This is a genomic window from Paucilactobacillus oligofermentans DSM 15707 = LMG 22743, assembly GCF_001434315.1.
GTDB lineage: Bacteria > Bacillota > Bacilli > Lactobacillales > Lactobacillaceae > Paucilactobacillus > Paucilactobacillus oligofermentans.
Genome location: NZ_AZFE01000031.1, coordinates 340,646 through 364,117 on the forward strand (window position 1 = coordinate 340,646; position 23,472 = coordinate 364,117).

Here is a 23,472-nt window from a genome sequence, read left to right on the forward strand (position 1 = left end):
ACCATCCAATGAATCAAGCCACCAAAATTATTAATATCGGTAATCTTGAATTAGGTGACAACAAGCCTGAGCGTATTATCGTTCCAATCACCGCTAAAACCTACAAAGATGTCTTAATCCAAGCTAACCGTCTCATCACTGAACCTGTAGATATTGTTGAATGGCGATTAGACTATTTACAATCTAATTTGTCAGACTTTGATACCCTAGTTGGTACTGCAATTGACTTAAAATCCATCCTTGGCGAAACACCCATTATTGCCACTAATCGAACAGTTAAAGAAGGCGGTGACTTTGATTATCCAGGTAACCTTTACACTGATACTTATAATCAACTGATTCAAGCTGAAATAATCGATGCCATTGACGTTGAATTTTCTCGTGAAGACATCGAAATCGCTCAGTTGCGTTCGCTAACAACCAATGGTGATGTGACTATGATCATGAGCCATCATGATTTTGAAAAATCACCAGATAAAAATGAGTTGATTTTCTTGATGTCCCAAATGGCGAAAGGAAATCCCGATATTATCGAAGTTGCTATCGCAGCGACTAACCGTGAAGATGTCATGAATTTGATGGATGCAACTCTGGCAGCGGATCATCAAATACAACAACCCTTAATTACACTCTCTATTGGAGAATTGGGAAAAATTACTCAATTAGCTGGCAAAACATTTGGTAGCATCGCTACTTTTGGAACTATTGAAAACAATCCCAACCAACTATCAGTTAATATGTTAAAAGACGTTTTAGCTAACGTCTAAAAAGTGTGATGAAGTTTTTTAACTTCATCACACTTTTTATTTTATAAATTAACTCACTAGTTAATGATATTTGACTACTAAAATATATGCGTTAGACTTAAGCATAACGCAATTTGAAAGGAATCCTAACAATGAAATTTGAAAGTGCTTGTACTACTGTTTTAGTTGGTAAAAAAGCCACCATTGACGGCTCAACAATGGCTTCACGAAATGATGATACTTTCTTACCAATCACTCCACAAAAATTCATCGTATACCCTAGTTTCACAAATAAGTCTTCTACCATTACCTCAGGTAAAAATGGTTTTACTGCTAAACGTCCTGAAACTGGATATGGTTATCAAGCAACACCTAATGTTGACGTTGAGAATGAAGGTGTTTTTGATGAAAACGGCTTTAACGAAGCTAATGTTGGGATGAGTGCAACCGAAAGTGTTTATGCTAATGAACGCGTTCTTGCAGCTGACCCATTAGTTAACAATGGTCTTGCCGAAGATTCAATTGTTGCGATGGTATTACCATTTATTGATTCTGCTCGTGAAGGTGTTACTCGTCTTGCAGAAGTAATTGCAGAACACGGATCACCTGAAGGTAATGGCGTAATTTTTAGCGATAAAGATGATGTGTGGTACATGGAAATCGTCACTGGTCACCATTGGGTAGCCCAAAGAATCCCTGATGATTCGTATGCGGTTACCGGTAACCGAGTTGCAATTCAACAAGTCGATTTCAGTGATTCTGATAATTTCATGTGGTCTGATGGTATCCAAGCACTTGTTTCAGAAAATCATCTCAATCCTGATTTAAACGATTGGAACTTCCGCCGTATTTTTGGGACATACACCGAATTTGACCAACATTACAATACTCCCCGACAGTGGTATGGACATAAATTACTTAGTCCTAGTTTAGAATTCGAACCCGAAGATTTAGATTTACCATTTATTTTACCGGTTGAGAAAAAACTAACCCTTGAAGATGTTGAACAAGTATTAAGTAGCCACTATAACGGGACCGATTTTGATCCATTGGGTCATGGTAGTGACGCTGATAAGCATCGTTACCGTCCAATCTCACTTGCACGAACTCAAAACTCACACATTCTACAAGTGTTAAATGATGTCCCTGAAGCAGCCTCAACTATTATGTGGTTATGCTTTGGAATTCCTTCATTTACCCCATTTGTACCTTTCTTCGGTAATTCAACTGCAAATGACATTAGTTATACTGATACGCCCATGACCCTTGATATTAAAGGCAATAGTGCCTATTGGATGTATCGCACATTATCAATGTTGGTAGAATCCCATCACAGTCAATTTATTCAAGCTGACTTAGACTATCTAAAGGATACTCGCCAATTCCACCACCAATTCGTTAATGATGTTACTAGTGCTGCCGAAAAATTAGATAAAAAAATAATTACTGAATTCTTAACTCGTCAAAATAAAGTCATGACTGATGAAATGGCTAAACGTACGAATGCCTTGATTTCAGAGCTGATTATGCATGGATTAGAGCTATCTGATTTAACGTTTAAAATGGATGCTAACCTCTAAAAATTTGATCTGTAACTTTCTTTTAGTTGCAGGTCTCTTTTTATCCAAGTATAATAGACTGTTGATGATAATTTTAGACACGAAAAGCGAGGAAATATATTGATTACTGTAAACAACGTTAGCTTACATTTTTCAGATCGTAAGCTATTTAGCGATGTAAATATCAAATTTACACCCGGAAACTGTTACGGTTTAATTGGTGCAAACGGAGCTGGAAAGTCAACTTTCTTAAAAGTTCTTTCTGGTGAAATCGATCCAACAACTGGTAACGTTTCATTAGACCCCAATGAACGAATGACTAAATTGAGCCAAAATCACTTTGGTTTTGAAGATAAAACTGTTTTAGATACTGTTATCATGGGTCATAAAAAGCTTTATGACATCATGAATGAAAAAAATACATTATACGCTAAAGCCGACTTCACAGATGCAGATGGTCTCCGTGCTGCTGAACTTGAAGGTGACTTTGGTGAAATGGGCGGCTGGGAAGCTGAACCAGAAGCTGCTGCCTTATTGCAAAACTTAAGCATTCCTGAAGAATTGCATAACAAATTAATGGCCGACTTAACTGAATCACAAAAGGTTAAAGTTTTACTTGCTCAAGCATTATTTGGCAAGCCTGACGTCTTATTATTGGACGAACCAACCAATGGTCTTGATATCCAATCAATTGCTTGGTTAGAAGACTTCTTAGCTGATTTCGAGAATACCGTTATCGTGGTATCCCATGACCGTCATTTCTTAAACAACGTTTGTACTCATATGGCTGATTTAGATTTTGGTAAAATTCAACTTTACGTTGGTAATTATGATTTCTGGCTTGAATCAAGTCAGTTAGCTGCTAAATTAAAATCAGATTCAAATTCTAAAAAAGAAGAACAAATTGCTGAATTAAAAGAGTTTATTGCTCGATTCAGTGCTAACGCATCTAAATCTAAACAAGCAACTTCACGTAAGAAAATGTTAGATAAGATTACCCTTGATGATATCCAACCTTCATCTCGTAAGTATCCATACATTAAATTTGTTCAAGCACGTGAAGTTGGTAATGATTTACTTAAAGTTGAAGACTTAAGCGTCAGCCTTGATGGCACTAAAATTCTTGATAACATCTCATTTAGCTTAAATAAAGATGACAAAACTGCCTTTGTTGCTAATGATGATATTGCTATCACAACTTTATTCCGTGTCTTAAAAGGTGACTTAACTCCAGACTCTGGAACTATCACTTGGGGTGTAACTACTTCACAGGCATATTTACCACGAGATACGACTGCTGAATTTTCACGTGAAATTTCAATTATTGATTGGTTACGTCAATACGCTGAAAAGGGTGAAGATGACAATACCTTCTTACGTGGTTTCTTAGGCCGGATGTTGTTTGCTGGAGAAGATGTTAACAAGTTAGTTAACGTCCTTTCTGGGGGCGAAAAAGTTCGTTGTATGCTATCAAAACTAATGTTATCAAAATCTAACGTTATGGTTATGGATGATCCTACTAATCACTTAGATTTGGAATCAATTAGTGCTTTAAATGATGGCTTGATCGATTACAACGGCTCATTACTATTTGGTTCTCATGATCACCAGTTCATTCAAACAATCGCCAACCGCATCATCACTATCTCTGATAAAGGTTTAGTTGATCGTGCTGATACAAACTATGATGAGTATCTTAAAAATGACTCTGTGCAAAAACAAGTCGCCGCATTATATGCTTAAAAACTAACTTATAGAGGTCCTACATAATCTTTTGATTGTGTAGGACCTCTATTTTAATCTGATAGTAATTTAAATTGTTGATTTACTTCAAATAGCTTTCCCATTTGCAGCAATAAATCTTCCCGACCCTTTGCTGCCGTAAATTGGATCCCTAAAGGTAAACCATCCTCACTAACGTAAGTTGGTAAACTAATAGCTGGTTCCCCAGTTAAATTAGCCGTTTGTGTAAATGGTGAACGCGTTAGCGCCGGTAACCATTGTTCATAAATAAATTCACGTTGTTGTTTAGAAGACATTTCATTAATATGATACATTTTTTCATAATCTTCTGGTGATACTAGCGGATCATTAACCTTTGGTGCCGTGAAAGCCGTTGTAGGTGTTAAAACTAATGGATATTTCTCGTGTAACAAGTCCATTTTATATGCCGTCTGATCCCATAAATTTAAAGCGTCAATATACTCTGCTGCCTTCACTAGATTTCCAGTCTGATATAATGCCCATGTCAATCGTTCCATCTCATCACGTCTAATCGAACGACCCATTGAGCTACTCATGCCGGCAAACATTGCTGAGGTTTCACCTGCATTCATTAAATAATAACTTTCCATCACTTCAATTCCATTAATTGGAATATCAATTTCTTCAACTTCAAATCCTTGATGTTCTAAAAATTCAACTGCTTGTTGAACTGCTATAACAGCATCATCAGAAACCGGCGTTCCAACTGGTGATTTAGTTGTATAACCAATTTTAATTGATTTATCCCGATTATCTAGCTGTGATAAATCAATTTTGGGTGTTTGAAAAACTGCCGCTGATTGAACCACTTGGATTTGGTTAAGTAGCATTGCCGTATCGTTAATATTATTGGTCAATGCAAAACTTGTCGAAGCACCTTGCCATGAACGCCAATCATCAGGACCAACCGGAACTCGACCACGAGTTGGTTTCAACCCCACAACCCCACTCCAAGAAGCTGGTATTCTAATCGAACCACCACCATCACTTCCAGCAGCAATAGGAACTATTCCAGCAGCTACTGCCGCACCCGCACCGCCTGATGAGCCCCCAGGGGAATAACTAGTATTCCATGGGTTGCGAGCACTACCATATAATTTAGAATCTGTAATATTTTTAAAACCGAATTCAGGAAAATTAGTTTGACCAATTATGATAAAGCCGGCTGATTGCAAACTTTTAACAAAATTATTCGAATGTTCCGCAACTGAATTTTTTAATAATTTATTGCCACCAGTATCACTTTCACCTGCTAACTGTTGACCTAAACCTTTCAGCAATAATGGCACTCCATAAAACGGTTGCCCGGTATCTTTTAACTCCTCGGCTTCAATAAGCGCCTTTTCTTCACGTAGCGAAATGACTGCATTTAACGTTTGATTTTGCTCTTTAATATTTTTAATAGCTGCCCGTATTAATTCTTGAACATTTATTTCCTTATTCCTAATTTCAATTGATAATTCAACGGCCGACTTCTTTTGAAAATTAATCATGTAAATACCTCCGATTATATATTGATAAAGCGCTTACAATGTTTTATACTTTGCGTATTACTTTGGAATGGAGAATAGTTATGAACAAGAAAATAAAAATTTTTTCAGCTTTAATTAGTATCTTAGCATTTACGGCAATTATACTCATTGGTTGTACGAAAAACAACGATTCCAAAAAGCCACTTATTGTGGCAACCTCGGGAACGCTCTACCCTGCATCTTATCATGATTCAAAAACCAATAAATTAGTTGGTTATGACATTGAAATCGCTCGTGCAGTAGCTAAAGGGTTAGATCGAAAAATTGAATTTAAGGAATATAACGTTGATGGCCAGCTAACCGCAGTTAAAACTGGTAAAGCAGATTTTGCTGCCAACGACTTCAATATTTCACCAACGCGGCAAAAGAAGTTTACAACTTCAACCGTTTATAAATATTCCTTTAACAGTGTAATGGTTCGGGCTAGTGACAATTCTGGAATTAACTCATGGGCAGACATCAAGGGCAAAAAAGCCGCTGGCGAAGCTGGAACAGGTTATCAGCGCTTGGCACAGCAACTAGGTGCAACCTTAGTCAACTACGATAACGTTTCAAATGATGTTTATTTAAGAGATGTTAAAAATAGTAAAACTGACTTCATCATGAATGACTATTATCTTCAGTCACTTGCCTTAAAGGCAATGCCCAATAGTGGTTTAACGCTACCCTCAAATCTTTATTTTAATACCGAAGAAGATAAAAGTGGCGTTGGCTTCTTAATGCAAAAAGGTGACACCAAACTTCAAAAACAAGTTAATGAACAATTAAAGAAACTTAAAAAAGATGGTACGATTAAGAAACTTTCTGAAAAATACTACGGTGCTGATGTAACTAAAAAACCAACCGTTAAAAATATTCATACTTTCAAAATCGAATCTAAATATGATGGTCGTCAATAATCATGAATTTCTCATCCATCTCTTCCTTATTTGACTGGCATTTAGCCATTCGAGCATTTCCTAATGTATTATTAGGATTACCAATGTCAATTTTTCTCACGGTTATTAGTTTTGCCATTTCATTAGTTATTGGTGTGTTATTAACCTTAGCTCGTTTAAGTAAATATCGGTTATTATCTGGTTTTTCACGAGCCTACGTTTCTTTTCTTCGAGGTGTTCCGTTACTTGTTATGCTATTCGTTATCTACTTTGGCTTTGGTGCAGATGCATTACCAGCAGCCATCATCGCCTTTACCCTTGGCTGTTCAGCCTTTGTTTCTGAGGTATTTAGATCTGCCTTTCTAGGGGTAGAAAAAGTTCAAATCGAATCCGCATTTTCATTAGGAATGTCATATTCAAAAGCGATTCGCTACGTTATTTTGCCACAAGCATTTAGAATTGCAATTCCCGCACTTGGGAATATCGTGATTGATTTATTCAAAGGAACCTCTTTAGCAGCCATGATCACCGTCTCCGAAATGTTTATGCAAGCTAAAATAATTGCCGGTGCTAATCAAGATTATATGACTCTCTATATTTTGATAGCGGTTATTTATTGGCTTGGATGTGAAATTATCTCAATTGGCCAAAATTTACTAGAAAAGCATTTAACTTATGTATAGAAAAAAGCAGCTTACGATTTAAAATTCGTAAACTGCTTTTATTTAGCATTAATTAAGCATCATATGATGAGCTTACTGTAGTCCAAGCATCTGATCCTTGATTAGCTACAGAAATATACTGAAGCGTACCGTTTGAAGTAATTCTAAACCATCCTGCATTAGAAGATGTATTAGGATCTGCTCCTGCCGCTTGCATGTTGGCACTACTATGATTTTCTCTAATTTGATAATATACTGCACCATCAGTTACACCTGCGGGTCCAGTAGTTCCATTATAATTGTAGCTAAAATCTTCATTATTGAACTTTGTACTACCAGTATTATACTCAGCTAATACCGTTGTATCCATATGTGCTTGAATCCACGCAACTGCTTGGGCACTTGATAAACTAGTTGTATCTGTTGAACTTGATGATTCTTTACTTGAACTATTTGCAGCATCTTTACTACTGCTTGATTTACTGTTTGATTTATTATTTGAACTACTATTCTTAACAACTTTACTTGATTTCGAGCTTGATGAACTCGAATCAGAGCTATCGCTACTAGAATTCCCACAACCTGCCAATGACACTAATAACAGTCCACTCAACCCAATTGTAATTAACTTCTTCATGTTACATCCTCCAAATGTTATATAGTAATCACATTATACCCTATTTGTTACTTTCATTTCTATTTGAATTCAACCCCATCTAAAATCGTATCAAATTGTTTAAGTTCTTCATCACTAAACTCAAGATTATCTAACGCTTTAATATTATCTTCCAGTTGCTGAGTTCTTGATGCACCAACAATAACACTTGAAACAGTCGGTTGTCGCAAATTCCAAGCTAATGCCATTTGAGCTAATGATTGATCACGTTTTTTGGCAATTTCATTCAGTTGATTAGCAATCGTAATCGTTTCCTCAACTCGCTGAACATCCAAGAATGGTGAATCGGATCGATTAGCTCGCGAATCTTTGGGGATTCCATTTAAATAACGATCAGTCAACCGTCCTTGTGCTAAAGGACTAAATACAACTGCCCCAACTTCTTTTTCTGCTAAAACATCCGTTAATCCATCTTCAATCCAACGATCAAACATATTATACCGTGGCTGATGAACAATAAATGGCGTTCCTAAATCTTCAAATATTTCAGCGATTTCTTGAGTCTGTTCTGCTTGATAATTAGAAATTCCAATATATAACGCTTTACCTTGTCTAACTAATAAATCTAGCGCTTGCGCGGTTTCTTCAATTGGCGTGTTTGGATCTGGACGATGATGATAGAAAATATCAAAATAATCTAATCCAGTTCGCTTCAAACTTTGATCAATACTTGCCGTTAAATATTTTTTAGATCCCCAGTCACCGTAAGGCCCTGGCCACATTGTATATCCCGCTTTAGAAGAAATTACCATTTCATCACGATAAGGAGCCAAATCTTCATGTAAAATTTTCCCAAAGTTTTCTTCTGCAGAACCCGGTTCAGGCCCATAGTTATTGGCCAAATCAAAATACGTTATCCCATGATCGAAAGCGTCAAATAAAATTTCTTTTTGATTAGTTAATGGTGTAGTATTTCCAAAATTATGCCATAATCCTAATGAAATTGCTGATACCTTCAACCCAGATTTGCCTAAATTACGATAAATCATATTATCATATCGTTGTTCTTTTGCTTGATACATAAAAATTTCCTCCTTAATAATATCTATATTAATGATGAAAATGCTTTCTTTGTTGTTTACAATATTCGAAAAAGCTTAATAATGCAAGCTACTTAACTATAAAGACAACAAAAGCCGACCAGCAATGATCGGCTTTTGTATTAATTTTTAATTACTTGATGTCAACAAAGTTCAAATCGAATAAGTCAGCAAGATCTTGTAATTGTTCACCTGTAATAGCTAGTGAGAATACCGTATGATGTCCACCACCATTACGAATCCATTCAGTAGCACCGGCTTGTAAGCCAGCTTTTGGTGTCCATAGTTGCTTAGCAACTGGCAAGAATGGTGTATCTTTTTCAGGGATATTAGCTTTAACATCGTATGAAATCATCTTGAAGTCATCGCCCATGTCTGAAACAGTAACATCAATTCCGTCACCTTCAGAACCTGAGAATACAAGACGTGCAGGATCATCTTTACCACCAATATCAAGTGGATGAACTTCAACGCGTGGTTTGTCACTTGCGATTGAAGGATCAACTTCTAGCATATGTGATCCAAGGATAGCTTCCTTACCCTTTTGGAATTCCAATGTGTAATCTTCCATAAAGGCAGTTTGCTTGTTATGTGAAAGGATCTTAAGAAGACGAGTCAAAGCAGCTGTCTTCCAGTCACCTTCAGCACCGAAACCATAACCTTCAGCCATCAATAATTGAGCAGCTAAACCAGGTAATTGTTCAAGACCGAATAGATCTTCGAAGTTTGTAACAAAAGCAGTATAACCATTACGATCCATAAATGCTTTCAATGCAAAGTATTCACGTAATTGATATTTAACTGATGATTCAAACTTAGCAGGATCATTGTCACCAATTACATAGTCATATTCTTTTTGTAAATCTTCATATTTATTGTTTACATCTTCGTCAGAAACTTTGTTAATTTCTTCAACCAAGTCACCAACACCATAAGCATCAACAGTCCAACCAAATTTAATTTGAGCTGAAACTTTGTCACCTTCAGTAACAGCAACATTACGCATGTTGTCACCAAAACGAACAACCTTAAGCTTTTGGCTTTCTTCAAATGTTACAGCAACATCTTGCCATGAAGCAATCTGTTCTTGAACATCTTCATCGCCCCACCAGCCCATAACGATCTTGTTCTTAATACCAAGGCGTGCGTTAATGTAACCATATTCACGGTCACCATGAGCTGATTGGTTCAAGTTCATATAATCGAAATCAATTGTTTCGTATGGAATTTTGTTAAGGAATTGTGTAGCCAAGTGAAGTAATGGCTTTTGCAATAATTTTGTACCACGAATCCAGTTTTTAGCTGGTGAGAATGTATGCATCCAAGTAATTACACCGGCAACACTATCGTCGTAGTTAGCATCTTTCATGAATTGTGTAATTGATGCAGCAGTAGTTGCAACAATCTTGAATTCAACTTTATATGGCAAGTTTCCACTTGCGTTCAACTTTTCAACAATTTCTCGTGCATCATTTTCAACTGATTTAAGTTGTTCTTCACCATAAAGATGTTGACTACCAACGGCAAACCAGAATTTGTAATCAGGTACATTTATCATAATTAATATCCCCTTTAATAATAGTGTTTTATTGAACAGCCTTACTAACTGTACAATATCAGTATGTTAATCGCTTACAAATCTATTGTAAAATATTTGTCCGTATAAATCAACTATAATATTTTTTATTAGATAAGTTTTTATGCGCAATAAAAAAAGAGCTGATAATCAGCTCTTTTAAATTATTATATGTTTCTAATTACGCTTGGTTGAATTCCTAATAATCATTTCTGGATCATAAGTAATAGAACTTACATTTTCTTTATTAATCATTTTAATAATTGCGTTACCAGCATCAATTCCCATTTTTTCTTTTGGATGAGCCATAGTTGTTAAACTAGGATCTATATATTCACTTAATTGATAATCATCAAATCCAGCAACTGAGACATCCTCTGGTACTCTTAAGTCTAATGACCTAATAACATCAATAATTTGAATTGCTAATTTATCGTTATAACACGTAATTGCGGTTGGATGATCTTCTTTTGACATAATACTTGTTATTCGCTCAAATATTTTAGCCATCTCATCACTTGATTGATACATTAAAATTTCACTCAAGTACGAAATTTTGGGATGTTTCAAATATGATTGTACAAATCCATTCATTCGATGAACACCTTGACTGTCATCAACTTGGAATACTCCCAAAACTTTTTCATGTTCTTGTGTAAATAAATATTCGACTAACCGCTGCTCAGCTTCCAAATCATTTGTTTCAATATACGGAAAATCTAAATCATCATAATGCGAATTTACACATAAGATTGGAATCCCAGCTTCACGTATTTTTTTGTAAATATCTAAATTGGGATTCGGCAAAGCACTTTGCGTCGGCTCAATAATCATAGCTTCAACATCGCTATCTAACATTCTAATCAAACTTTGCCGTTCTTTTTGATGATTGTTATGCGTATTACTAATTAAAATTGAATATCCATTGTCTGATACAATACGATCAATTCCGTTAATAATATTAGGAAAAATATAATCCGCTATGTGGGTGGTAATCACACCTATCATTTTATTATTAACTTGAACTACACGTTCAGACTGCCAATCATCGACAAACATTCCGCCACCTTGAATACGATAAATAAAGCGTTCATTTTGTAGTTCACCTACTGCACGCCTAATTGTATATCTACTAACTCCGAACTGATGCATAAAATCAGATTCTGTAGGTAACTTATCTCCAGTTTGATAGGTTCCGGCAATTATATCGGCTTTAATCCCTTTTTTAACTGTTTCGTATTTCGTTTCCACAGTATTTCTCCTTGATTGTCATTATTTATTAACTATATCATTCTATGATTAATTTTACCTGTCTTATTACAAAATGTTACAATTAAAGCAACTAACTAAACGGAGGACCACTATGACAAATATTTCTAATAATTATCTAAACTTATCCGATGGAAACAAAATGCCACAACAAGGATTTGGCGTTTATAAAATTACAGATCAGGCCGAATTCGACCAAGCAATTGAATCCGCTTGGAACCATGGCTATCGACTTTTTGATACTGCCCAAATGTATAAAAATGAGCAAAATTTAGGTGATTCTCTCAAAAAATTGAATGTCCCTCGAGATGAGATGTTCATTACCACTAAAATATCTGAAGCCAATCAAGGATATGATGGCTCAATTAATTCGCTTAAAGAATCCCTAAAAAAACTTCAAATGGATTACGTTGATTTATTGTTAATTCATTGGCCAATCAATACTGATTTTTTTGAAACGTGGCGTGCATTTGAAGATATCAAAAAATCAGGATTAGCTAAATCGATTGGTGTTAGCAATTACGACATGGTACACCTTCAATACTTAGCTACCCAAGCTCATGAGATGCCCGTTATCAACCAAATTGAAGTTAGTCCGTTAATGAGCCAGAAGCCAATGCTAAAATTCAATGCTGAAAACAATATCATAACCCAAGCATGGAGTCCGCTAGGTAGAGGTAAAGTACTAAATCATCCAACGATATTAGCTGTTGCTAAAGACACCGGTAAATCAACAGCACAAGTGATTTTACGCTGGCATTTGCAAAATGGAATTGCCATCATTCCTAAGTCTATTCACGATGAACGTATCGCCCAAAATGCTGATATTTATGATTTTGAACTTTCAACTTTACAAATGGAACAAATGGACTCAGTTAATACTAACCACCGTGTCAGTAAAGAACCTGAATTAGTTTATGAATTTGGTGAACAATATCCATACTAATGTACAATTCAAGCATCGGTTAATATCCGATGCTTTTTTGTGCAACAATTAGCTACACATTTTCACTTTTTATCCATACGGTATTTTTTTGGTGACAATCCAGAAAACTGCTTAAATGCAGTTGAAAAATAATATACGTTTTGAAATCCAACGTTTTCTGCTATTTCTGTAATAGAAGCACTCGTATTCAACAATTGTTTTTGAGCCTCTTCCATTCTATATCTAACTAAAAATTCATTTGGAGAAATGCCAATCGTTTGTTTTAAAGATCTGCCAATATAATTGGGGTGAAAATGAAATACGCTTGCCAATAATTTGTTATTGATTTTTTTATTGTAATTATCACGTAAAAACGCCTGTACCTTAACTGATAATTCTACAATTTTACTTTCATCTAAAGCGTGAATTTGAATTTCTTGCAAAATATCAATAAATACTTGTTGCGTCCGCCAAAATCCAATCACATCAGTATCAGAACTTTCATTAAAAATTGTCTTAATACTATCTGATAACCTTGGAAGATCCTTCGACTTAGATTGCTTTGGAAGATGAATAGTCATTGTTGGTGTACTATAATGTAACGTTGGAACTTCAACTTCGGCATGCATTACCACCGGCTTTTTAGCTTGTATATATGTTCCTGATACATAAAAATGAATCCAGTAATAACTAGTTTCAGTATCAAATTTTTTCCATGAATAATGATGGTGATTAGGCTGTAGAATAAATATCTCATCCTCAAAAACAGTATAATTAACACCGTCCTCAGCAATATATAGAACCCCTTTTGTAACAAACATTATAATAAAATATTGCAGGTTATATCTATTGGGGTGTGTATCACCTGGTTGAAAAGTTACAAAATTTCCTTCAATAAATGTTGGCATTGGTATACATGAAATAGAAATACAATCCATAATAGCCACCCTTCCGTTGATGTAATCCCTTACACAAGATTGTAACCTGCTAACTTGTGATAATCAATCACGAGTGTGATATTTTATAAAAGTATATTTAACTAATCAAAAAAATCATTCCTTTAATTAAACATTTAAGGAATGATTTTTAGTTGTTCTATAAAATTTACTTAACTTTGATTCGTAGCATATTCCAAGACAATGGATTAAGTTTTGCATTGACTTTAGTATCCGAATTTGACACTGCTGTTAATTTTTCAATCTGCATTCTTCCATCCTTATTATCTTGTTTTGGATCGTATCCACTGAATTGTGTTGCTTCAATGATTTCATCAATTATTAAATCATCCAAATCAATCGAAAAATTTAATGTTTCATCTTGATTTTTGTTTTCAGCAAAAATGGTAACTGTTTTATCTTGATCGTTATATGTGGCAATTGTATCTAAATATGCAACATTATCAAACTCACGTGATTTATATGTTTCAGTTTGTACATGTGGCACTAACGCTTTTCCACGTCCATATTTAGAAACCTGCATAAACGGGTAGAAGATTGATTGTAACCAAACGCCACCATTTTCATCAGTCATTATCGGTGCAATTACATTAACCAACTGTGCCAAGCAAGCAATTTTTACTCGATCAGAATTTTTTAGCAATGTAATTAGTAAACTACCAACTAATAATGCATCTTCAAAATTATATACATCTTCTAATAAATGAGGACCTACCTGCCAAGGTTCAACTTTTGTATCTGCATCATTAGAGTGATACCAAACATTCCATTCGTCAAATGATAAATTGATAGTTTTTTTCGACTTTTTCTTCGACTTAACGGCATCACACATTGCAACAACGCCTTTTATGAATTGATCTAAGTCAACGTTTTTACCTAATAAATTATCTAATTCAGTTGGATCATCATCATTATAAAATCCATAGTATCGATGAAGTGATAGATAATCAATATTTTCATAACAATGATCCAATACAGTTTCTTCCCAATCACCGAAAGTAGGATTATCCATTGATGAACTTCCACAAGCAACTAATTCTATTGAGTCATCAACTCGTTTCATTGCTTTAGCAGTTTCGTTAGCTAACTTAGCATATTCCTCAGCATCTTTCATGCCGATTTCCCATGGACCATCCATTTCATTACCTAAACACCAAGTCTTTATGGCAAATGGCTTTTCAGCACCATTTTTGATTCGTAAATCACTTAGGTAAGTACCCTTAGGAAAATTACAATATTCTAATAAATCCGCTGCTGCTTCAATACCACGAGTACCTAAATTAACTGCCATATTAGGAACTGCATTAACTTTTTTTGACCACTTCATGAATTCATGTAGCCCAAATTCATTAGTTTCAATTTCTCGCCAAGCAATATCTAATCTAGTTGGACGTTCACTCTTAGGACCAATTCCATCTTCCCATCGATATTGTGATAAGAAATTACCACCTGGATATCGGATTAATGGAACATTTAATTTTTTTACTGCTTCAATAACGTCTTTTCTAAAACCGTCTTCATCTGCAGTTGGATGATTGGGCTGGTAAACTCCTGTATAAACCGCACGACCTAATTGTTCAATGAATGATCCGTATACTCGTTCATCAATTTCAGAAATTACATCACTAGGTTTTACATTTAAATGACCATCCATTTAGCTTACCTCTTTCTAATTTGTTTCCCCACGACGAGCCAATAAATCGCTCTTAACTACGTCTTCTTTTGATTCAAAACGAATGTATAAAATCATGATTGCGGCACCAATCAAGAAGAAAATTGCTGGTAAATAACTTACACAGAATTTGATTGCTGATAGTGAAGTTGCAGTTTGAGTAACTCCAGCCTTGTACCCTGCATTATTCAAAATCATTGAGGGAGCCCAGCCACCAAGACCAGAACCAATCTTAATTGCAAATGAACTACCAATAGCCGTTAAGAAACCACTTGCCCGAATTCCGTTCTTCCATTCCCCATAATCAACAGTATCTGATAACATCGCGAATGGCATTGAAACTGAAATACCAGTACCAATACTTGCAATACACCATACAACTGCAAGGGCTGGTAATGAACTACCTACAGCCGAGACTAATAGTTGACCAATCGCTGCCAAACACATCCCAAAAATTAAAATATATGATTTTTTGAACTTTTTAACAAGAAATGGAATCAAAAGCATTCCCACGATTTGCATCATAACTAACCCATTCAATACTGAGGCAAATCCTTTTGAACCAAGGTTGTACTGTGTATAATATACCAACACTGAAGTCCGTGATGCATTTCCTAACCAGTAAAATACAAACACAATAACTAAAATGAACCAAGGCCAATTACTTTTAGCAGCCTTAATTGAATCGATAATTGGTAGTGATTTTTGAGAAGCAGTGTTAATTTCTCGAGTATCCGAGAATGCAAACAATAGTAAAGCAAATCCAACGATTGCAAGAACAATTGCGGTAATTCTCCAACCCAAGATGTCATTGCCGCCACCGAAGAAGGCAACTAAACTTAATGCAAAACTAGCTGTAATAAAGTAACCAATATTACCACCAATCATTCTTGTACTATTTAGCTTAATTCGTTCTTCAGAACTATTAGATAAATTAGGTAAAATAGAACTAATTGGGGTACCAACACCGGTATATGAAATCCCAAATAGTAGGTAAGTAATTAATGCCCACCAGAATTTAGCAGTATGTGATAAATCTGGCGTCCAAAACATTAATACGAAGAAAATTGCAAACGGGAAAGCCATCCATAAGAAGTATGGACGACTTTGACCCCATTTAGTATGAGTATGATCAATAATAAATCCCCATACTGGTGCATCAAATGCATCTAAAACACGGGCTGCTAATAAAATTGTTCCGGCAGCCGCAACTGACAATCCAAAAATATCCGTATAATAATATAGAATAAACGTTGTAACAGTTGTATATAGTAAATTTCCTGCAGTATCAGTACTGGCATAAGCTAACATTCGATGGAATGGTAGCTTTTCGTTTGATGACATTGCATCTGCTAATTTATGTGTCAAGATTGTTTCCTCCATATATTTTCGAAGTAATTCAATACAATAGCTGCTTTTTTGAAACCGATTTCATATAATTCTAAAAAAATATAATCATTACTCCGATGATAAACGCTAATGCGCTTTCATGACTTAATTTAATTCATTATGCCAACTTTTAAAATCAAATATTTATCATAAAATTTATAAAATCACACATATAACTAATTATTAGCATCTAAATAATTCAACAAACACGGTGTTATTAAGCAAAAAACTAATTGTTTTTGTATTTCTAATTATAAAATTAATAATTACATTTTACATATATTATATTTATCACTAAATTTTATAGTGTTATTTTTTATAAATTTCGGGTGACAGTTTATATTCACTCAAAAATGAAAGCGGTTATAATAAGATGTGAATTATAAAGAATTTCGTTAGAAAGGATTACAAATCATGCAATCTAAAGCTTTTAATATTAGTCAAAATAACCGAGGTAACATAACTAATTTACAACTATCATCAGACTCAACTCATATGAATTGGGTAATCGACCCTGACTACCTAGCATCTGTAAATTATCACGATGCTGATAAATTATTTGGTGAATTCACCGCCACAATTAATGGTCATACTTTTAATAGTATCGATTATGTACCATCAATTGATAATAACGAAACTAGTAGTAATGTAACTTTTAAAATTAATGACGTTGATTTTATCTTTAATTATCAATTAAAAAATGACTATCTTGAATGGAATATTTCAGTTGTTAATACTAGTCAACAAGTCATCTCATTAGATAATCTCGGAATTTGGACTAGTCTTGCTTATGTAATGTTCCGTGACCTAAACGTTAAAAAGAATGCTAATCAATCAGCAGCTGTATTTCCATCAATTTCTCCAGACTTCACAAAACTTGCTGTGACTAGACGTGACAACACTAATTCAAATCTTGGTGTATATGCAACCAAAGGTAAAATTTTATCCGTTGGTACCTATAATGAGTATAATAATCGTTTTTTTGAAAATGTTTCACCGTCACTAGATGGATTACTTTTCCATCAACTTATCTTAGCCGGTGGTTATCCAGATAATAATGGCCCTAAAAATGATTGGATTTATTCACAAGAGTCTATCACTTTGGAACTAAATGAACATAAAGACTGGCAGCTTTCTATCGCCCAATTCACTGATAACGATGATTTCTATAAGGTTGCCAATCGTTTTGACCACCCAACTGTTAAATTTTCACCATTAGTCACCGATAATCAATCTCAAGTAATCACCTTTGAAACGAACAATAACAAAATTGATAAAATAATTGATCAAAGTTGCGTTAACGGTAACGTAACTGCCGTTGAACTAACCAACAAAATGGAGAATAATGTTCTTATGTATTCTCCATCAAACTTTGGTGAACATAAAGTGATTATAGAACTTACTGATGGACGTCAAGATATGATTGTATTCAACTACATGAGTTCTATCAAACAATTGATTCGCAACCGTGCTGATTACCTTTCAGAGCACTCTTATGCTGGTAAAAATGGTAAAGTTCCATACAGCTTTACACCCGTATCAAATCAAGGTGAAGCCCTTGGAAAAATGAATTTTATTCTTCAAGCTTGTCTAATTGATACAGGAATTTCAGAAAGCGCTCATAAAATTCAACAAGTTGAAGAAAGTGCTGTTAAATACGTTCGTTCAAAATGGTTTGAAGATGGTGATTTTACAAAACCTACAAAATTATATGGTGACTTTTATCGTGTAATGGATCTTGAGTACATTGCGCATTTATACTATTTATTATCACAATGTCCAGCAGATTGTCTAGAATTGAATTCACCAAAGGATTATCTCAATTGGGCCGCTGAAGTATTTGATACACGAGTTAACCCGGATAGGCATGCAGATGAACGTGGAAAAACTGAAGCACAAATGTTAGGACAATACTTCTTATTTATCGAAGATCTTTTAAAAGATCTAAAAAAGAACGGTTTAAATGAAAAATTTGAAGAGATTTCTAAATCATGGAAGAGTGCTACTAATCGGATTGCTTCAGATAGCTCTAATTTATCAGCAGCAATGACTGAACATTTTTACGATAATGCTGGCTTTGGGCCAGCTGCTGGTGCATTAGCACTATCTAATCATCAAGAAGCTGCACACATTTATGGCGAGCTACTAAAAGCAAATATTGGTTTCAGTAATGATTTTAGAGCACAAAGTCCAGATCGTTGGTGGGAAGCATTATCTTATATGGTACATTCATTATGGGGTGGTGTTACTTCAGCAGCTGCCTTAATTACTGGACGAGCTCTTGGTGATCCAGAGTTAGTTAAAGCTGGATATCGTGGTACTGTTGCAGTCTTATATATGTACGATTCTAATGCCAACACCACAAATCGGATTTTAGAACCTGGCGATGCAGCATCCACATATAGTATTGCTGGACCAAATCTTAATCGTCCCGACCTTTCTCGCGATCGCTTCGGACAATCAGTTTTCGCCTCTGATGGCGGTATCTTTACTCGACTATTTCCAGATGGTTATACTGGTGAAGATGATTGGGATATGGGAGAAGAACTAGTTGCTTATCTAAACGGATTTGGACAAGAAACCTTTATCTATACTGATGAAAATGGATCAATACAAGTTATTAACGGTTCAATTTCTGAAAATAATGGCGATACAATGAATATCAATAGTCATGCTCCTTATCCAAATAGATATATAGACTTAACTAATGGCACAACGTTTGAAAGCAAACAAGCAACTGTCGTTTATAACACTAATACAAACGGATTTACCAATTAAATACTAATTAATAAAAAGCATTTCATAAGTTCATTTAAACGAACTTATGAAATGCTTTTTTACTCTAGCAAATAATTAAATAAAAATAGTTAAAATCAATAATTACACCTTAATCATAATCTTATTAGAACTTTTATATGACATTTATATGAAAACACCTTCTTAAAGATAACTAAAAAGGTATTCTTTGCTATTTTTTTAAAAAAGAATAACAAAAAAGTGTTGAAATCGGTTTCAGTTAATTATAGAATAAGCATGTTCTTAAGAAAAACACTTAACGTTAAGATAATATTTTTGAAGGCGGTTACTAAAATGAGTTCTCAATATTTAACACCACTCGTTGTTCAACGAGCAGATCCATATATTTACAAGCATAGCGATGGATATTATTACTTTACGGCATCTGTCCCTGCATACAACCTAATCGAAATTAGAAGAGCAAAGACCTTAAATGGCTTAGCTAACGCGGCCCCTAGAACTGTTTGGCGTAAACATGACAGCGGTGAAATGAGTCAATTAATTTGGGCTCCTGAAATTCATTTCATTAATAATAAATGGTATATCTATTTTGCAGCTGCAGAAACAACAGCTTTTGATGAAAACGGAATGTTCCAACACCGTATGTTTTGTATCGAATGCGACAATCCAGATCCAATGCGACAAGAAGAGGACTGGATTGAACGTGGTCAAGTCAAAACAGGGATGGATAGCTTTTCATTAGATGCTACTTGCTTTGAACAAAATGGCAATTTATATTATGTTTGGGCACAAAAAGATCCCGCAATTAAAGGCAATTCTAATTTATATATTGCTGAAATGGAAAATCCTTGGACATTAAAAACTAAACCTGTATTGATTTCAAAACCAGAATTTGAATGGGAAACAAATATTTTTTCAGTAAACGAAGGACCTGCAGTAATTCATCGAAATGGTAAATTATTTATTACTTATTCAGCTAGTGCAACTGACCAGAATTACTGTATGGGCATGTTAATCGCTGACGATCAAAGCGATTTATTAAACTCAAACAGTTGGACAAAGCAAGATAAACCAGTATTCGAAAGTAATTTATCTGTTCGTCAGTACGGACCCGGACATAACTCGTTTACAATCGGTGAAGATAATAAAACTGATATATTAGTCTATCATTGTCGAGATTATACGACAATCAAGGGTGATCCGCTTTATGACCCAAATCGTCACACTTGTGTGCAACCATTTACTTGGAATTCAGATGGCCTTCCAAATTTTGGAAAGCCAAACCCTTATAATTATAAATAACCTGGAGGATTAACAATTGAATAATTCTAAACATGCAACAAAAGATTTCTGGGGCTTTCCCCTCACTCACTTTACCTACTTCTTTACTTGGGCAATTGTATATGGCTATTTAACACTTTGGTTAGAACAAGAAGCTCATTTATCTGGTACTGAATCTGGATTCTTATTTTCAATGATGGCTGGTATGTCATTACTTTTCCAACCTGTTTTTGGTATTTTATCTGATAAATTACTTTTCAAAAAGAACTTAGTAATTACTATTTCAGCTGGAATGATGCTAATTGGACCATACTTCCAATGGGTTTTTAAACCACTACTTCATTCTACTGGTGCAGGCTTTGTAGCCGTATTAACCGGAGTTTTACTTAGCTTTGTTTTAAACGGCGGTGTAAGTGTTATTGAACAATACGTTCAACGTGCCAGTTTAGCCAATAAATTCGAATATGGTCATTCCCGTATGGGTGGTTCTGTTGCCGGAGTTGTAGCCTCACTTGTAGCCGGTAGATTATTCATCTGGCAACCAAACGCTATGTTTTGGGCATGTTCTATCTCTGCTTTAGCTCTTACTTGTCTATTTATTTTTAGTGATAAAGTTCATCTAGAAAATGCTTCTGCAGCTGGTGATACTTCAAACTCTCTTGATTGGAAAACAGTTACATCAATTTTCAAATTAAAGAACTTTTGGATTCTTTCAATCTTCTACATGGGTGCTTCAGCAATTTATGATGTTTTTGATCAACAATTTATTGTATTTTTCCAAACATTCTTCCATTCAGCTGCTCAAGGAACTCTTGTATATAGCTATATGACATCTGCACAAACTGCCATCGAAGTTCTATTAATGATTCCTATGCCTTGGATAATTAATAAAATTGGTTCCCGTAATGGTTTAATTATTTATGGATTTATCACTACACTACGTATTGTGGGGAGCGCACTTTCTCCAACATATGGTTGGTTAATATTCTTCCGACTACTTGCCGGACTTGAAATGCCATTACTTTTAGTTTCTATTATGAAATACATTGCTGGTGCTTTTGACATTCGTCTTTACGCAACTGTCTATGCATTAGCTTCTAATTTTGCTAAACAAATTTCCGTATTTGTTTTCTCATCAGTTGCTGGTAATCTTTATGATAAAATTGGATTCCAACACACGTACTTAATTCTTGGTGCTATCGTCTTTGTGATTACTTTAATCGCAGCCTTCGGACTACAAAAAGAAAATCGTGAACAAGCTGGGGAAGGAAAAGTTAGTGAATCAACAAGCATTGAATAATAAATAAGAAAATTAAATAATAAAAACGCTACTCAAGATTGTCTGAAACTTTTTGACAATCTTGAGTAGCGTTTTTTTATTATTAAGAAATAAAACTAACTTTATTTTTTACAAACGTGTTTTAGATAAATCAGTAATAATTTTATCTTCCATTTTTTCATACTTACTATACATCAGTGCTGGAATAATCGCTAAAGCGTAAAGAACAATTGTAGCTCCATTAAAATCAAGACTGATTCCTGTTAATGCATGTGCTGTTTGGGTTGCATTGGCTACATAACCAAAGGCACTTAGGAATGCACCATTGATATATCCTGCAATACCTTGTCCCATTGACATACAGAATGCCGAACCAATTGTCGTCAATAAGCCGGCGGCATTGATTCCACTTTTCCACTCTCCAAAATCAACCGCTGAACCTAACATCGCAAATGGCATTGATACCGCAATACCTGATCCCAGCATTCCAATCACCCAACCGACAATTGCGCCAGCCATACTATGTCCTGAAACCATTATAATTACTTGTCCAAAAACAGCGCCCGCAAAACCTAATGCCCAAATATGACTCTTAGTCATATGCTTATTCATTAATGGAATTAACAAAATTGCTAATACTTGAATTAATGAAATTGAATTAAAAAAAGTAACTAGTCCTTTGTTGTGGAAATAATAAGTAAAGTAATAAACCATTCCTGATTGACGATTTTGTTGTGCAATCCAAAATAGTAAATTACCCGCAACTAAGATAAACCATGGCCAGTTTTTATTCATAGCTCGAACACTTTGTTTCAAAGTTACTCGTTTACTGCTTGCAACCTTAACTCGCTCTCTTACATTTGAGAAAGAGAAGATAGTCAACGCACAATTAAAAATAGCAAAGATAACAATAAAAATTCTAAATCCTTTAACATCATTCCCTGATCCAAAGAATGCAACTAATGGTAATACTAAGAGGTTAACCATAAAACTACCTAAATTAGAGCCAACTAATCTCCATGAATTAAGCGTGATTCGTTCATCTGGATTAGAAGTTAGTAAAGGCAGCATCGTTGTAATTGGTGCGTTTATGCCTAAATAAAGAATTCCATAAATAATATATACAATGCCACAATACCAAATTTTACCAGTCATACTTAATGCTGGTGCCCAGAAGAGTAGCACGCCTGCGGCGGCATATGGAAAAGCCAGCCAAAGAAAATATGGTCTGGCTTTTCCCCACTTAGAATCCGTCATATCAATTAACGTACCCCAAACTGGTGCAGCAACAGCATCAACAACTCGAGCAATCAACAGAATTGTTCCCGCAATTGCGGTGGGAATTAACGCAACATCTGTAAAAAAATATAACAAATACGCATTAACCACTTGGGCTACCAATTGACCTGCAAAATCTAGTTGCGCATAACTAAATTTTTCAAGGAAACCAACTTTTTGTTTCAAATATGATGTCTTATTACCTACTTTATTTTCCATGAAATTTTTCACCT

At 34.9% G+C, this 23,472-nt stretch carries 18 protein-coding genes; 9 read left to right on the plus strand and 9 right to left on the minus strand.

What is annotated here, in order from left to right; all coding sequences use genetic code 11:
* Window positions 1-8: 8 nt before the first annotated feature.
* The 3 genes from aroD to FC70_RS05340 all read left to right on the plus strand — a co-directional run bounded on the left by aroD (window position 9) and on the right by FC70_RS05340 (window position 4,048).
* Complete coding sequence (aroD, locus tag FC70_RS05330) at window positions 9-767, plus strand: type I 3-dehydroquinate dehydratase (RefSeq protein WP_057889963.1); 759 nt, start codon at window positions 9-11, stop codon at window positions 765-767.
* Between the two features lie 131 nt (window positions 768-898).
* Window positions 899-2,326: a C69 family dipeptidase gene (locus FC70_RS05335; RefSeq protein WP_057889964.1), complete on the plus strand. Its 1,428-nt coding sequence runs from the start codon at window positions 899-901 to the stop codon at window positions 2,324-2,326.
* Window positions 2,327-2,425: 99 nt separating this feature from the next.
* Window positions 2,426-4,048 carry an ABC-F family ATP-binding cassette domain-containing protein gene (locus FC70_RS05340; protein WP_057889965.1) on the plus strand — a complete coding sequence of 541 codons (1,623 nt, stop codon included), beginning with the start codon at window positions 2,426-2,428 and terminating at the stop codon, window positions 4,046-4,048.
* A gap of 53 nt (window positions 4,049-4,101) precedes the next feature.
* Here FC70_RS05340 and FC70_RS05345 read toward each other — a convergent pair whose 3' ends face one another.
* Window positions 4,102-5,562, minus strand: coding sequence for an amidase (locus FC70_RS05345; protein WP_057889966.1), 1,461 nt, complete (start codon window positions 5,560-5,562; stop codon window positions 4,102-4,104).
* An 80-nt stretch (window positions 5,563-5,642) separates the two neighbouring features.
* Here FC70_RS05345 and FC70_RS05350 point away from each other — a divergent pair, with 80 nt between their 5' ends.
* On the plus strand, window positions 5,643-6,500 hold the full coding sequence (locus FC70_RS05350; protein WP_057889967.1) for a transporter substrate-binding domain-containing protein: 858 nt from the start codon (window positions 5,643-5,645) through the stop codon (window positions 6,498-6,500).
* A gap of 2 nt (window positions 6,501-6,502) precedes the next feature.
* Entirely contained in the window at window positions 6,503-7,162 is a 660-nt protein-coding gene (locus FC70_RS05355; RefSeq protein WP_057889968.1) for an amino acid ABC transporter permease, read from the plus strand.
* A gap of 52 nt (window positions 7,163-7,214) precedes the next feature.
* Here FC70_RS05355 and FC70_RS05360 read toward each other — a convergent pair whose 3' ends face one another.
* The 4 genes from FC70_RS05360 to FC70_RS05375 all read right to left on the minus strand — a co-directional run bounded on the left by FC70_RS05360 (window position 7,215) and on the right by FC70_RS05375 (window position 11,684).
* Entirely contained in the window at window positions 7,215-7,778 is a 564-nt protein-coding gene (locus tag FC70_RS05360) for a hypothetical protein (protein WP_057889969.1), read from the minus strand.
* 59 nt (window positions 7,779-7,837) lie between these two features.
* Entirely contained in the window at window positions 7,838-8,839 is a 1,002-nt protein-coding gene (locus tag FC70_RS05365; RefSeq protein WP_057889970.1) for an aldo/keto reductase, read from the minus strand.
* A gap of 151 nt (window positions 8,840-8,990) precedes the next feature.
* Entirely contained in the window at window positions 8,991-10,415 is a 1,425-nt protein-coding gene (gene araA / locus FC70_RS05370) for an L-arabinose isomerase (protein WP_057889971.1), read from the minus strand.
* A gap of 195 nt (window positions 10,416-10,610) precedes the next feature.
* Window positions 10,611-11,684: a GntR family transcriptional regulator gene (locus tag FC70_RS05375; protein WP_057889972.1), complete on the minus strand. Its 1,074-nt coding sequence runs from the start codon at window positions 11,682-11,684 to the stop codon at window positions 10,611-10,613.
* A 112-nt stretch (window positions 11,685-11,796) separates the two neighbouring features.
* On the opposite strand from FC70_RS05375, the gene FC70_RS05380 reads away from it, so the two are divergent.
* Window positions 11,797-12,648 (plus strand): aldo/keto reductase, encoded by an 852-nt coding sequence (locus FC70_RS05380; protein ID WP_057889973.1) that lies wholly within the window; start codon window positions 11,797-11,799, stop codon window positions 12,646-12,648.
* 62 nt (window positions 12,649-12,710) lie between these two features.
* Here the strand turns inward: FC70_RS05380 and FC70_RS05385 are convergent, their stop codons facing one another.
* From FC70_RS05385 to FC70_RS05395, 3 genes are all read right to left on the minus strand, one after another.
* Entirely contained in the window at window positions 12,711-13,535 is an 825-nt protein-coding gene (locus FC70_RS05385) for a helix-turn-helix domain-containing protein (RefSeq protein WP_235804076.1), read from the minus strand.
* Window positions 13,536-13,731: 196 nt separating this feature from the next.
* Entirely contained in the window at window positions 13,732-15,237 is a 1,506-nt protein-coding gene (gene arfA, locus FC70_RS05390; RefSeq protein WP_057889975.1) for an arabinosylfuranosidase ArfA, read from the minus strand.
* A 15-nt stretch (window positions 15,238-15,252) separates the two neighbouring features.
* Window positions 15,253-16,623: a glycoside-pentoside-hexuronide (GPH):cation symporter gene (locus FC70_RS05395; protein WP_057889976.1), complete on the minus strand. Its 1,371-nt coding sequence runs from the start codon at window positions 16,621-16,623 to the stop codon at window positions 15,253-15,255.
* A gap of 435 nt (window positions 16,624-17,058) precedes the next feature.
* Between FC70_RS05395 and FC70_RS05400 the strand changes: the two genes are divergently transcribed.
* The 3 genes from FC70_RS05400 to FC70_RS05410 all read left to right on the plus strand — a co-directional run bounded on the left by FC70_RS05400 (window position 17,059) and on the right by FC70_RS05410 (window position 21,982).
* A complete protein-coding gene (locus tag FC70_RS05400) occupies window positions 17,059-19,422 on the plus strand; it encodes a hypothetical protein (RefSeq protein ID WP_057889977.1) in 2,364 nt (787 codons plus the stop codon).
* Window positions 19,423-19,734: 312 nt separating this feature from the next.
* Window positions 19,735-20,703, plus strand: a complete 969-nt coding sequence (locus FC70_RS05405) for a glycoside hydrolase family 43 protein (RefSeq protein ID WP_057889978.1) — start codon at window positions 19,735-19,737, stop codon at window positions 20,701-20,703.
* Window positions 20,704-20,719: 16 nt separating this feature from the next.
* The gene (locus FC70_RS05410) at window positions 20,720-21,982 is read left to right on the plus strand and encodes an oligosaccharide MFS transporter (RefSeq protein WP_057889979.1); all 1,263 of its coding nucleotides are present in this window, start codon (window positions 20,720-20,722) and stop codon (window positions 21,980-21,982) included.
* Between the two features lie 108 nt (window positions 21,983-22,090).
* Here the strand turns inward: FC70_RS05410 and FC70_RS05415 are convergent, their stop codons facing one another.
* Window positions 22,091-23,458, minus strand: coding sequence for an MFS transporter (locus tag FC70_RS05415; RefSeq protein WP_057889980.1), 1,368 nt, complete (start codon window positions 23,456-23,458; stop codon window positions 22,091-22,093).
* Window positions 23,459-23,472 lie beyond the last annotated feature (14 nt).